Genomic DNA, 13,290 nt, shown 5'->3' with positions numbered 1-13,290 from the left:
TTATTTTCAAGGCAATCAAAAAATACATGAATGTATACAGCTGCTGGATATTAATGCCTTTTATTACCGGTAGTGTTGATGTTGGCCTCATTTGCAGGTATCTGTGGAAGCAACATGGCCCACACGCAAGCCTACCGGCGGGAAAGTCGCATAGTTTACACATGATCCATTGAAATTGAGAGAGCGGGTGCGAATTTTGCCGATAAATCGCATTTTGTCTTTAAACCAACGACAAGACCCCACACTGAAGCAGTGCGGGGTCCGTCATTACTCATAAAGAGCCCATGTTACAGGGAAAACTGCCTTATTCACCCATGGTTGAGCGCAGTTTACTTACATCAGAGGCCGATACCGGTGCTGCCGCATTGCCCCAGCTATTACGGATATACGTCAGTACGTCAGCAATATTCTGATCGGTCATGTCCCAACCAAATGCAGGCATAGAGGGGGCTGTCGGGCGCGAATCTACCGCACCTGCACGAGCCCCTGCCAACACAACGTGCATGAGCGAGGTAGTGTCATCCTGACGGATTAATGGGTTGTCGGCCAAACGTGGGAACAAGCCTTCTACACCTGCACCATCTGGGGTGTGACAGGCGGAGCAGCGATCCTCATAAATGTGTTTGCCGGCGACCATATGAGGGTTGTTGCTTGCAAGAGGTTTGGGAGCCTCGGTTTGCGTGGCATGACCATCTCCCTCTTTCAAGTAAACAGCCACAGCCTTGAGATCCGCATCGCTCCAGTACTGAGAAGAGTTATGGACTTCTTCTGCCATGGGGCCTGAGGCAATGGTGTATTTGTTAACACCGGTTTTCAGATAAGCCACCAGATCCTGGGTTGACCAGCTTCCAATCCCTTTCTGCTTGTCGGGAGTGATGTTGGGAATAGTCCAGTTTTCCAGTGAGCTGCCCTGCAGGAACTCGCTGTTTTTGTCACCGCCGATAATGTTTTTCGGTGTGTGGCATGTGCCGCAATGGCCAAGTCCTTCAACAATATAAGCCCCACGATTCCATTCGGCTGATTTGTGAGGATCCGGTTTGAACTCTCCAGGGTGGAAGTTCAACAGGTTCCAGCCGATCAGCGAAAGGCGAATGTTGAAAGGGAACGGGAGCTGATTCGCTGTTATGTCGTTGCTGACCGGTTGCACAGTTTGCAAGTATTGCCACAGCGCTTGTAGATCACTGTCCCTGACGCGAGTATACGCGGTATAAGGCATGGCGCCATAGAGGTGACCAATTGGCGCAACCCCTTTTGTCATGGCTTTCTTGAACTGTTCATAGTTCCAGGAACCGATCCCGGTAGCCTGATCAGGCGTAATGTTGGGTGCTACCAACTTGCCGAAAGGCGTATTGATCGCAACGCCACCTGCAAACTCTTTGCCCCCGGGAGCCGTGTGGCACGCGGCACAGTCACCAAGCGTCGCAATGTATTGCCCTTTGGCAATAACATCGTAGTCGTCGGACATGCTATGACCATCGTCAATAGCCTGTGCCATGGCGATATTGGCCCCAACAGCACCCAGCAAGGCGATACCTGCACCTGCCAGCATGGTATTCAGCTTGTTCATGCAATCATCTCCCCTGGGTTTTTCAAGTAGAGGCGGCGAATGGCATCTGCTGCCTTGAAGGCTAATGCCCCCACCGTGCCCGTCGGGTTATACCCGGGGTTTTGGGGTACTGCAGTAGCACCTACCACGAAGAGATTGGGAACGTTCCATACCTGTAGATATTTATTGACGGAGCTGACAGAAGGATCTGTACCCATGATGAACCCGCCTACCAAGTGAGTGGATTCGTAACCCTTGGCATTACTCCACGGCCCCACACTAGGTTTTTTGACAATCTGATACGCCCCCATCCGTTTGCCAATTTCGGCAATGCGGTTGGTGACATATTGAGCCATGCGCAGGTCATTGTCAGAGAAATCAAACGTCATCCGGAGCAATGGATCGCCATAAGGGTCACGATAGGTCGGATCGAGCGACAAGTAGTTGGTACGCTGAGGATAACAGCTAGCCTCACAACCAATACTCATATTGGCATGATAGGTATCCTTGACCGCACGCTTCCATTGGCTACCCCATTTGGGTGTGCCAGGAGGTGTCACTGAGTTGGCAATAGGCGCTCCACCGATGGGAGTAACACGCGTACTGCCACCACCAAAGAAGCCTAGACCAGAATGGTCGAAGTTATCATTGTTGGTTTCGTCAATACCCATTCCCACCGCACCGGCACCGATGAAGGGATTGAAATTCTTGTCGTGGAAGAACAACTGAGCCGAGTTGGCTGTCTGGTAGCAGTAGTTACGCCCTGTGGTGCCCTTGCCTGTTTCAGGATCATAGGGCTCACCAACGCCGGACATCAACATGAGACGTACATTTTCCAATACGAACGCAGCAACAATGACCAGGCTGGCAGGTTGTTCCCATTCACGGCCTGAAGAGTCGGTATAGATAACCCCTGTTGCTCGTGTGCCGGATGGATCCATGACAACACGGTGCACTTCACAGTTGGTTTTTGCAGTGAAATTGGGCTTGCGAATCAGCGCGGGCAAAATAGTAGTGATCGCACTGGCTTTCGAATAGTTGGCACAACCATAGTTGGTACAGAAACCACAGTAGGTGCAGGGCCCCATGGTAACACCCAGCGGGTTTGTATAGGCCTCGGAAACCAGTGAAGACGGTACGGGGTATGGTTTGTAACCCATGTCTTTAGCCGTTTCGGCAAAGAGGGTTGGACCGTAGGGCTGTTCCATGGGTGGAGTAGGGTAATCCGCTGAACGTGGTCCCTCGAAAGGGTTACCGCCTTCCTGGATCTGGCCCTTGATATTTCCGGCCTTGCCTGACGTACCGCAGATGGCCTCGAATCGGGCATAGTGAGGTTCCATCTCATCCCAATCGGTGCCCCAATCCTGCATGGTCAGGTTGGCAGCATCATAGGCCTTCTGACCGTAACGCTCGATCAGGTGGCTTTTCATGCGAAATTCATTCGGGTCATAGCGATAGGTAATACCTGCCCAGTGCAGGCCTGCGCCACCAGTACCATTCCCCGGATGGAAAGACTGCCACTGGCGAATAGGCAGGGCTGTCTGCCCCGGATTATTACGCATGGTGACCGTATTTTGACGTGCACGCACCATCAGTTCCATGCGTGTGTTGTAGCGCAATTCATCGGGTGCAGTCGCTACGCTGAAATCACGTGCGGTATCACGCCATGGGCCTCGTTCATAGCCGATGACATTGAGCCCTTCGTCAGCCAGCTCATTGGCGACGATAGAACCAGCCCAACCTAAACCAACAACAACCACATCCGTTGCTGGTAGTTTTGTTGGTGTTCCCTTGTAAGGTATGCTTCCCATTTTACTTATCCTTCCGTATTCCAGTGACTGCCGCCGGCAATGCTCAAGGGTTCCAAATCTATAGTCTGGTTATGCTTGTTTACGTATTGACGATAGTCATAACGAGCACCCGGGAAGCCAATCATCCTCCATGACACCATGTCTTTGTTGCCGCCATAGATAGGATCAGCAAAAAAGCCTTCCATGGTATTCTGAAGTACCAGCGCAAAAAACTTGTCGCTTGGGATATGATCGAAAGGAATATCACCCTGTTCCAGCGAATGAAGAATTTCATCCTGCTGAGATTCGTTTAACTGGGCAAATGACTGCTGGTGTTTGGACTGGCAATACTTCTCGAGCTGCGCCAGCCCAAGGCGATAACGTTGTTGCGGAACCAAACTTGATTGATCCCCTTGTGAAGGGGTGCCTTCCTGGAAAGGACCTTCCATATAGTAATGAGAGAAATCACCGAAAGAGCCAATCATCTGGCGATCAATAAAGATCGCGCAACCTGCGTCCTTGCCACTGATGCTAAGATCATCGGCTGGGATTAATCGAGCAACAATTGCTTCGATGGCTGCACCTTCATCCGAAGTAAAGAACTGCCAACCTTCACTGTCGTTGGCGATAGGGGGCGCACTGTGTGAAAAAGGCACCCAGTCAGGTTGATGTGTGTAGGTCAGCGCAAGCGCTTTGCCACTTGCACCAAGAGCAATGCCAGCTGCCCCTGTACCGATTACCTGGCGGCGCGTAACACCGGATTTTTTTCCGGATTCATCGGCCATAATATTCCCTCATCTAGCTGCTGTTCTTTGGTTGTTTATTTTTTATATAGTTATGGCTGTTCTGAATCAGTTTTCTTTTCAGTAACAGTCTTTCAGCCAACGCGTGGCAGAGCGCACAACGGAATATACCCGATGTGTTCATCCTGTAAGGTGATTGGCATTGCTGCGTTGGCTAGATAGTGCTGAATTAATGTATTTTAAACGAAAGGCCATGAATAGCCATTGGTTTAATGGAATTGTCTCATTTACGTCCTTGACATGTTGATGCTAATCCTACATCAAACGGGAGAGTATTGCCGGTCTTTTATAAATGATGTTCGTTTGGCCTGGATTGTTGAACATTTTGGATGAAATGGATGGTTTGTTCTTTATATTATTGAAAAATAAAGGATTTTTTATCAACAATGGGTGGTGTTGGGGTAAGGCAGCTATTGAATGTGGCCCATGCAAAAAATGCATGACATGAACAAGGGGGAGACCACGTGGGCTTTTATGCACAGTGGAAGAGCGGGAAAAAAGTATCACAACCATTAGGGAAAATCGTCTGTATAGGGCGAAATTATGCTGAACATGCTGCAGAGCTGGATAACCCTGTACCGTCCCAACCTCTGATATTTATCAAACCAAATACGAGTGCCTGCCTGATGGAGCAGGAGACAGCCCTGCGGTTTGATTTGGGCGAGATCCATTATGAGGCAGAGCTCGCGGTTCTTATGGGTAGATCCCTCACCAATGCCGAGGAAAGTGAAACACTTTCTGCCATTCAGGGCGTTGGGCTGGCCCTTGACCTCACCCTCCGTGATAGACAGGGTGAACTCAAAGCCAAAGGCCATCCATGGGAAGTAGCCAAAGCGTTTGACCATTCCTGCCCCATGACTCCCTTTATTCCTCTCACGGACCCAAACGCATTTTTCAGTCAGAATGAACCGCATGAATTTACGCTGGCAATCGATGGAGAGATTCGGCAGCATGGCAAGACAAACGAGATGCTGTTCACAATACCCGCCCAGCTGGCTTATATGAGCCACTATTTCACCCTGGAACCGGGGGATATTGTTTTGACGGGTACACCGAAAGGTGTGGGTCAACTGGTGCGTGGTCAGCAGGTAAAACTGACGCTTGATGGCGAACTTCTTGCTGAATCGCGTCTTGTATAGCGGCTTTCAATTACAGGAGTATTATCATGTCAACGTTTGATTCTATCGAGCTACAACGAATTGATGGCTCTACGACCACCTTGGCAGAGTTTAAGGGCAAGGCGTTGTTGATTGTTAATGTGGCGTCCAAGTGTGGGTTAACTTCCCAATATGAAGGACTTGAAGCTCTTTATTCAAAGTACAAGGATCAAGGGTTGGAAGTACTGGGCTTTCCGGCCAATGATTTTCTTGGTCAGGAACCCGGCAGCAATGAGGAAATACAGGAATTTTGCCGTGGTACCTTTGGTGTTGATTTCCCCATGTTCGCTAAAGTGACTGTTACTGGGGCGGATAAAACTCCCTTGTATCGAGCCTTGACAGAAGCAAAACCCACCAAGGAGTGGGCGCCTGGGAGTGGTTTCCGTCAGAAAATGGTGGATAGAGGGTTGATCGGTGACAGCGAAGAGGAAGTGAGCTGGAACTTTGAGAAGTTCTTGTTGAATCGCGATCATGAACTCGTGGCTCGTTTTGCCCCTGATTTTGATCCGCAAGCACCTCAGATTGTCTCTGCTATCGAAGACGCGTTAAAGTAAACGGCATTTTTCAAAGGGGCGTGTTGCATCGGCTACTTTTAACTGCACGTTGCAACACTGTCCAAGTACCCTTTATATGAAGTCGTGCCCATCGTGAGTATTTCCTATATCGAAGCTTAAAAACCGTTTCTGAGCGTTCGGTTTTTCTTCTTCCCTTATTCATCACACGCTAAAATAGTGGAAATGACGTTATTGTCATGAGCGTGTGCTGCGTGCGCTTAGGGTTTTCCTTAATGACGGAGACATGTTGCAGAGTACTGACTCTGTCCTGTTTTTCGAATAAAAAGGAAGGCCTGTATGTCGTCTTTATTTCCCCTCTCTTTCTTCAAACGCGAGTCTGCCCCCGGTATTGTACTCATTGTCCTGAGTCTTGTTGCTTTGGTCATTGCCAACTCTCCCTTGGGTACTACGTATACTTTCCTGTTGCATGCGAATGTGGGGCCTCTTTCGCTTGAAGGGTGGGTCAATGATGTCCTGATGTCTGTCTTTTTTCTGGTAGTTGGGCTCGAAATCAAGCGTGAAATGGTCGTAGGTGAATTGGCCTCATGGGCCAAACGACTCTTGCCCGGGATCGCTGCTCTGGCGGGAATGGTCGTTCCTGCCTTGATTTTCGTTGCTTTCAATTGGGGGCACGGCAGCGCGCAAGGGTGGGCGATACCTTCGGCGACGGATATCGCATTTTCCCTGGGTATCGTCTCCTTGTTGGGTAGTCGTGTGCCTCGCTCGCTCAAGCTCTTTCTGACAGCGCTTGCCATTATTGATGATCTTGGGGCCGTATTGGTAATCGGGCTCTTCTATACCCCCCATGTCAATGTATTGGATTTGGTGGGTGCGCTGGCGGTATTCATTTGCCTGTGCCTTTGTAATCTGGTCGGTGTTCGGCGCCTATGGCCCTACTTGCTGTTGGGCATAGTGCTTTGGTGCATGATCTATGGCTCCGGGATTCATCCGACACTGGCGGGGGTTCTTCTGGCGTTAACGATCCCATTGAGCCGCTCTCAACAGGCACCCCATACCTCACCGTTACATCGGTTGGAGCATTTGCTTTCCCAGCCAACCTCATTTTTTATATTGCCGATTTTCGCGCTTGCCAATGCAGGGGTGAGCATTATAGGCGTTGATGCAAATGTCCTTGTTTCACCGATTACCCTGGGAGTGACTTGCGGGCTTGTGGCTGGTAAAACACTCGGCATCTTTGGCGTGGTGAATGCCCTTGTGAAAACACGTTGGGTGGCTTTTCCTCATGGTGCCAATCAGCGACAGTTATTAGGCGTCTGTATCCTGTGTGGCATAGGATTTACCATGAGCCTTTTCATTTCCCTACTGGCTTTCCAGGACGCAAGTGCGATTGCTGAAGCAAAAATTGGCATACTGCTTGGCTCTTTTATTGCGGGTGTTGGCGGCTATATGGTGCTTCGCCATGCGCATGCCAGGCATCATCAAACTTCCGATAGTCAATAACGCTGTCCTATCTGGTTAGTCAGTTTTCTAAAAGGGAAGCATCCATACAAGCTGACCAACATGCCACGTACAGGGGGACATATACGTAACAAGTGAAAATAGAGTGTGTCTCAAGCCATCACAGTACCGCGCTCCTGCAGTGTATAAAGCATGCTTGTGATGTCTGAGGGCTCTTTTGGAAAAATAAAAAGCCCAGCGCTGAGGCTGGGCTTGATGAGTAACAAGAAGCAGGATAGGCATTGATCCCAAAGATTCTATTGATGGGATTCTGCTTTTCTTGCTATTTAACGTTTGCCAATCGAACCAATTAGTTCAGCAGGCTGGATGCACGGCTTTTCAGGCCACTTTCTATTGAGCTTTTAGCACTGCTTTCCGCACGTTTTTTAGCCTGTTGTTCAAGATACTCAGTCACTTTTTTGCCTGCCTTGGAGTTTTCGGCTTTTTCCAAAGCCTTGCTGCCGTATTTTTTCTCCAGTGCCTGCGCCTGTTGTTTGATGCTAAGGGACGATGATCCATTGAGGGCACTTTCTGCAGCTGAGTTAGTGCTCGTACTGGTACTGTTGGATGAAGATTGACTCAACAGTGATTTCCCTTGAGAAAGAAGACTATCAGCATTGGCAGCAGAGGGAAGTGTAGCAACAACACATGCACTGGCGAACAACAGGGGAATGACTTTTTTCATGGATAATATCCCATATTTTGTGGGTTGACCGAACAAGTAGTACTCGTCACCGTATAGTGCTTTGTATCAAGGTTCAACCCTGATAATGCGCCGCATTTTTACGATAGTGCATGGAAGTCAGTGCAAACATGATGATACCGCCCAGGGAAAGTGCTGCCCCTACATACCCCGCAGAGAGAAAACCATACCCGCGATAAATGAAAATTGCAGCGAGCCATGGCCCAAGTGCATTGGCGAGGTTAAAGGCTGACTGGTTCAATGCTGAGGCCAACCGCTGTGCCTTACCGGAAACATCCAATAGGCGTGTCTGCAGCAATACAGTAACTCCGCCACTAATGCCGATGACCAGCAGATCAATAAGGTAAGTGGCGATGTGGCTGGCTGATGCATGATAGAGCAGCAGCGCTACCATAGAGAGCGTAAGGAAGCCGAATATAGCAGGTGTTTGATATCGAGTACTGATGGAACCTACCAGCAATGCACCCAGGGTCATGCCTGCTCCAATTGCGGCCAGCGCGAAGGGGGCCAATATCACGGAGGCATGCATGTCATTCTGAACGGCTGAGGCGATATAGGTATATACCGCAAAAAATCCACCAAAACCTACGGCACAGGTGGCAAGACTCAAGAGCACTTGAGGATTTTTTAATGCAGTCAGTTCGCGTGTTGGTTTGGCATCGGGGTCAGGTTTGTCGTGCGGCGCATTACGCCAGACAGCATATGCCGTGCCCAGAGCCAACAGGGTGACTACGAAATAGCACCAGCGCCACCCAATGGTTTGCCCCATCAGGTTAGCAGCGGGGACACCACCGATGGTAGCGATGGTGAGGCCCAACATAACTCGGGAAATGGCCTTGCTTCGTTGTTTCGAAGGTACTTCTGCAGCGGCGGCAAGGGCTGCTACACCAAAGTAGGCCCCATGGGGGAGACCACACAGAAAACGAGACAAAACCATCAGATCAAAATTGGGTGCCAGAGCCGAGAACAGATTGAATAATGCAAAGGCAATCATCAATGCGATCAGGATGGAACGGCGTGGATACCTCACACTCAATATTGAGAGTATGGGCGCGCCAATCAATACACCCAGTGCATAGGCAGAGATCGCGTCCGCGGCTTGCGCTGCGTTAACGCCCAGGGAGGCGGAAAAAAAGGGTACCAGCGACATTGAGGCGAATTCGGTGCACCCCAGTGCGAATCCACCAAGGGCCAGTCCTAAAATAAGTGGCCGGGCACTGTTTTGCTCAGGTGCAGACATAAAAATTTCCTGATAAAGGTAATTGGGTTTTGTTTGAAATTCTACCTATCCCGTTTATTCAAAAGCTGTTGATGCCGAAAGGAATGATTAACAAACCCGGATAGGGTGGCAGACAAAAAGATATTGTATTTGCCGTGATATTTCGTATTTGTAGAACAACCACCCTCATTTCATCACCATGAATTATAGGTGTTGCCCTTGAAAAACTGCACGTTATGCGCGGGATTTCTGTTTAAAACAGTAAGCTCTCTATTATAACGAAGGATATAACGACTGCCAGATATCAATCCTGTTTTATTTGTGATGGTCCAGCATCGTCAGATTTATATGCCATCCTCCTAAGGGATTTAGCTGTATCTCTGGATGAATATTTGCTTTCCAGTACACCTACCTTGTCGCGTTTTTAACGCACACGTTTAAAGTGAATTTATTGTATTCTGGCGTATTGCTTCATTATAGGGCTATTACATTTTTCATTTCGCTTCGGTTTCCACTCTCATGCAAGTAGCTATCGCGAATACCTTATCCCTCACGGCATTTCATGGTTACGTACCGTCATAGCTCGTACCCTTACTATTAATACTACTTGCTCCGCCAGCAATACTACTTGCTCCGCTAGCCTTTCTTCGTTTGAGCCACTCACCATTTTGCCTATATGCAATAAAAATGCAGTTGACAATGATTATCATTTAAATGATATTTCACCCTCAGCAATCATTTGATTATTTCTTCTTCATACCTTTTTTCGTGATGACGGTACGTGAAGAGTGAAACGAAAAATAAATCCTATCGCGCAAGACCAGGTGATCTTGGCGTGGAATAGGTAGCACATACAGCAAAATCAAGGGAACTTGCGCACGTGGATATGAAATCGGTTTCAAAGCAGGCCGCTTTGCTTTCAGCAGGCCTTTTGGGCGGAGTCATCAGTGTCTCGACGGCAATAGCTCAACAAACGAATATTACTCAAACGAATAGTACTCAAATGAGTAGTGCGAAAATAAATAGTACACCTGTGGCTGCGGCCGAAAAATCAGCTACGCCTGAAAAAATCTCCTCCGTGGCGACATCTCAAAAACAAACACGATTGAGTACGGTTGATGTGGTTGGGTCTCATCAAGTCACCGGTGAAAATAGCTATGCCACCACATATAGCTCTACCGCAGACATGTCGCCTACCAGCAATCTCGATCAAGCGCAAACGACCAATACCGTCACGCATCAGCAAATAAAGGATCTGCAGCCTCAAACATTGGATGATGCGGTGAACTATATCCCGGGTGTCGCCATTGGCAATAATTTCGGCGGTACTCAGGATGGTTTGTTACGTCGTGGATTTGGTGAAATTGGTGATGGCGGTATCCTGATGGATGGTGTTCGACAACCGGTAACGCGGAGTTTCGACGCCGTAACTACAGAACGTGTGGAAGTGCTTAAAGGCCCCGCTTCGCTTCTATATGGCATGGGAGAGCCGGGTGGAGTGATTAACATCATCACTAAAAAACCCCTTTTTCATCAACAGACGACCCTTTCCGGAAACGTTACCAATCATGGTGGGGGAGACGGTAGTTTTGATACGACAGGTCCGATGGGGAATTCAGGATTCGCGTATCGTGTCATTGGGGAACGAAACCATGAAGGATATTGGCGCGAATATGGTCATACCAATAATAAACTGTTCGCTCCTTCCATTTCATATGTCGGGAAGAAACTCTCTTCAGTATTGGAATACCAATACCTGAATTACGATGAACCCTTGGATCGTGGTTCAGTGTGGAACGGTAATGGTTATTGGGGCAGCCGCTTTCATCGTATCGATGCCAAGGGAGTGAACTCTTATGGTATCCGACAATCGGTGACATCGCAGACAGAATACCGCTTTAATGATGATAACCGAGTACGTTTGACTGCTGCCTGGAACAATGATGAGCACAAGGATAACCAGATAGATAGCCGCATCAACAAGGGTAAGCAGCAACAGCGTTTTCGTCGGCAGGTTCACTCACCGCGCAGTAACAGCTATTTCGCGCTCGATTACATGACGAATCAACAGGTTATGGGTATCCGTAACGATATTCTGCTGGGGGCTGATTATCAGCATGCCATTACGCATTCGGATGATTTTCTGAATAGTGGATGGAAAACGGCAGGTATGTATTCATATGATGAATTACGTTCCTTTGCGGTACCCGCCAGTAATAGCGGCACCTATGTGAAATCTACCGGTGAATCTGTCTATGCAAAAGATAATATCTACCTGAACGATCAATGGATTGTAGCACCGGGTATACGTTATCAGCACCTTTATGAAAATACGGGGCAGGATGATGGCCCTGACATGTCTTATCGTACCCATACCAACGCGAGCAAGTCGAAGCTCTTGCCATTCATTGGTGTGGTGTATAAATGGACGCCGAATATATCGCTTTATGGTAACTATTCGACATCGTTCTCGCCCAACGAGGTAACTTCAGACTTCCATGGCAGTTATAAACCCTCGACAGGGCGCCAGGGTGAATTGGGTATCAAGTATCAGAACGAAAACTGGCAGTCTCAATTGGCTTTCTACCATATCGTGAAGAAAAACGTGGTAGCACAGGACAGCGATGGTTTGGGCGAACATATTTCAGGTGAACGTGCTTCTTCAGGCATTGAATGGAGCCTGACGGGCCGCATTAGCAAGAACTGGAGCGTTCTGGCAGATTATGCCTACACCCATACGAACATTCACAAAGACGGTGGGGCAGAGGACGAAGGTAACAGCTTCCAGAACGTGCCCAAAAATCAGGCGGGTGCATTCCTCTCATATCACGTGCCGACACAGGTGTGGGGTGGTCAACTGAATATTGGATCAGGCGTGCGTTATGTAGGGCGCCGAGCTGGTGACGATAATCACTCGTTCTCACTGCCCGGCTATGTTACGGCAGATGCCTTTGTTGGCTGGAGCTCCACCCATCTGCTTGGGCACCTGACATCCTTCCAGATTAATGCGGGGAACCTGACCAATAAAAACTATTTTGCCAGCTCAGGGGGCTCTACCCGTGTCGCGTACGGGCAGGGTAGAACTTTCCGCTTCACAGGAAGTGTGACGTTCTAATGAGTTGAGTCAAAGACAGCAAGGCTCCTTTTCCCGGGGCCTTGTTTCCTTCCATCTTGTATCGTTTCGTTTTCCAAGGCAGTTATAAATGCCACCACTTGCTTTACGACAACTTCTGTTATCAACTTTTGTCATGTGGAAAGTAACGTGCAATTCTTTCCGAAAAACATGACTACATGGGTAACCGGAACCGTTCATGAATAATGATGATCTCTGATCGAATATCAATATCTTTCCATGAATTAGTAAACACAGTGACCTTTCTGATGAAGGCGTGTTCCGGGTTTTAGTTTGATAATAAGCTGCTCGTTGGGAACGTTGCCAACAGTTTTGGACACATGCCCAACGTGAGCGTCATCCTTGCGTGGGTGTGAATTGGAGTCGTCATTGAATTGCATTTCTCCTGGCCCTTGCACAAAACGCTTACCATCTGTTGTTTCGACTGACCATTTACCGGCAAGTGTAATCACCCACTGAGGGCTTGGCGCATGGTGCCAGGAACCTTCATAACCAACGGGCAATGCCGCATAGGAAATACTCTCTATTTTATCGGGAGATATCCCTATCCATTGGGGCGCTGCGGGTGGCGCATAGCTCTTGAATTTCTCATTCTCTATTCTGCAATGCGTAAAGTGTGTTGCTCCTGAGGCATCGGCCCACTCTGAAATATAACTCAACGCGGGTTGTAAATGATGATGTGAAACTGTAGATGCATTTGGTCCCACTGGTTCGCCAATAATCTCGCCTTTCTGACCAGTGTCTGCCTGAGCACTGGTGACGCCGATACATAGCATTGCCATGCTTGATAGTGCCCCTAAAAAGACTTTCATTTTCGGGGAGAAGCTTTTTTTATTGCGATGGGCAATCGTAGACATTTTCAAATACTCTTCCTTTCTTTTCTATCAATGTATTTAAGTCTTGTTTAATAGTGTAGAAAAGGAAATG

Annotated in this window: 10 protein-coding genes; 4 read left to right on the top strand and 6 right to left on the bottom strand. The window is 48.5% G+C overall.

From position 1 onward, the window contains the following. Window positions 1-304: 304 nt before the first annotated feature. From LMG33818_RS12455 to LMG33818_RS12445, 3 genes are read right to left on the bottom strand one after another with little or no spacing between them, the layout of a single operon-like run. Entirely contained in the window at window positions 305-1,567 is a 1,263-nt protein-coding gene (locus LMG33818_RS12455) for a c-type cytochrome (RefSeq protein WP_442323715.1), read from the bottom strand. Further along, on the bottom strand, window positions 1,564-3,357 hold the full coding sequence (locus LMG33818_RS12450) for a GMC family oxidoreductase (RefSeq protein ID WP_442323714.1): 1,794 nt from the start codon (window positions 3,355-3,357) through the stop codon (window positions 1,564-1,566). The genes LMG33818_RS12455 and LMG33818_RS12450 overlap by 4 nt, the downstream gene beginning before the upstream one ends. 5 nt (window positions 3,358-3,362) lie before the next feature. Further along, entirely contained in the window at window positions 3,363-4,121 is a 759-nt protein-coding gene (locus LMG33818_RS12445; protein WP_442323713.1) for a gluconate 2-dehydrogenase subunit 3 family protein, read from the bottom strand. Between the two features lie 482 nt (window positions 4,122-4,603). On the opposite strand from LMG33818_RS12445, the gene LMG33818_RS12440 reads away from it, so the two are divergent. The 3 genes from LMG33818_RS12440 (at window position 4,604) to nhaA (ending at window position 7,311) form a co-directional block, all read left to right on the top strand. Continuing rightward, a complete protein-coding gene (locus tag LMG33818_RS12440; RefSeq protein WP_442323712.1) occupies window positions 4,604-5,278 on the top strand; it encodes a fumarylacetoacetate hydrolase family protein in 675 nt (224 codons plus the stop codon). Between the two features lie 26 nt (window positions 5,279-5,304). Continuing rightward, window positions 5,305-5,850 carry a glutathione peroxidase gene (locus LMG33818_RS12435; protein WP_442323711.1) on the top strand — a complete coding sequence of 182 codons (546 nt, stop codon included), beginning with the start codon at window positions 5,305-5,307 and terminating at the stop codon, window positions 5,848-5,850. Window positions 5,851-6,147: 297 nt separating this feature from the next. Continuing rightward, window positions 6,148-7,311: a Na+/H+ antiporter NhaA gene (nhaA, locus tag LMG33818_RS12430; RefSeq protein ID WP_442323710.1), complete on the top strand. Its 1,164-nt coding sequence runs from the start codon at window positions 6,148-6,150 to the stop codon at window positions 7,309-7,311. 307 nt (window positions 7,312-7,618) lie between these two features. Here nhaA and LMG33818_RS12425 read toward each other — a convergent pair whose 3' ends face one another. Further along, window positions 7,619-7,993, bottom strand: a complete 375-nt coding sequence (locus LMG33818_RS12425; RefSeq protein WP_442323709.1) for a hypothetical protein — start codon at window positions 7,991-7,993, stop codon at window positions 7,619-7,621. 73 nt (window positions 7,994-8,066) lie between these two features. Continuing rightward, entirely contained in the window at window positions 8,067-9,251 is a 1,185-nt protein-coding gene (locus LMG33818_RS12420; protein ID WP_442323708.1) for an MFS transporter, read from the bottom strand. An 865-nt stretch (window positions 9,252-10,116) separates the two neighbouring features. Between LMG33818_RS12420 and LMG33818_RS12415 the strand changes: the two genes are divergently transcribed. Next, on the top strand, window positions 10,117-12,345 hold the full coding sequence (locus LMG33818_RS12415) for a TonB-dependent siderophore receptor (RefSeq protein WP_442323755.1): 2,229 nt from the start codon (window positions 10,117-10,119) through the stop codon (window positions 12,343-12,345). 242 nt (window positions 12,346-12,587) lie between these two features. Here LMG33818_RS12415 and LMG33818_RS12410 read toward each other — a convergent pair whose 3' ends face one another. After that, on the bottom strand, window positions 12,588-13,220 hold the full coding sequence (locus tag LMG33818_RS12410; protein WP_442323707.1) for a cupin domain-containing protein: 633 nt from the start codon (window positions 13,218-13,220) through the stop codon (window positions 12,588-12,590). Window positions 13,221-13,290: the final 70 nt, after the last annotated feature.

The organism is Cernens ardua (genome assembly GCF_051251085.1).
Lineage (GTDB): Bacteria > Pseudomonadota > Gammaproteobacteria > Pseudomonadales > Halomonadaceae > Cernens > Cernens ardua.
This window is presented reverse-complemented; position numbering and strand designations above follow the sequence as displayed.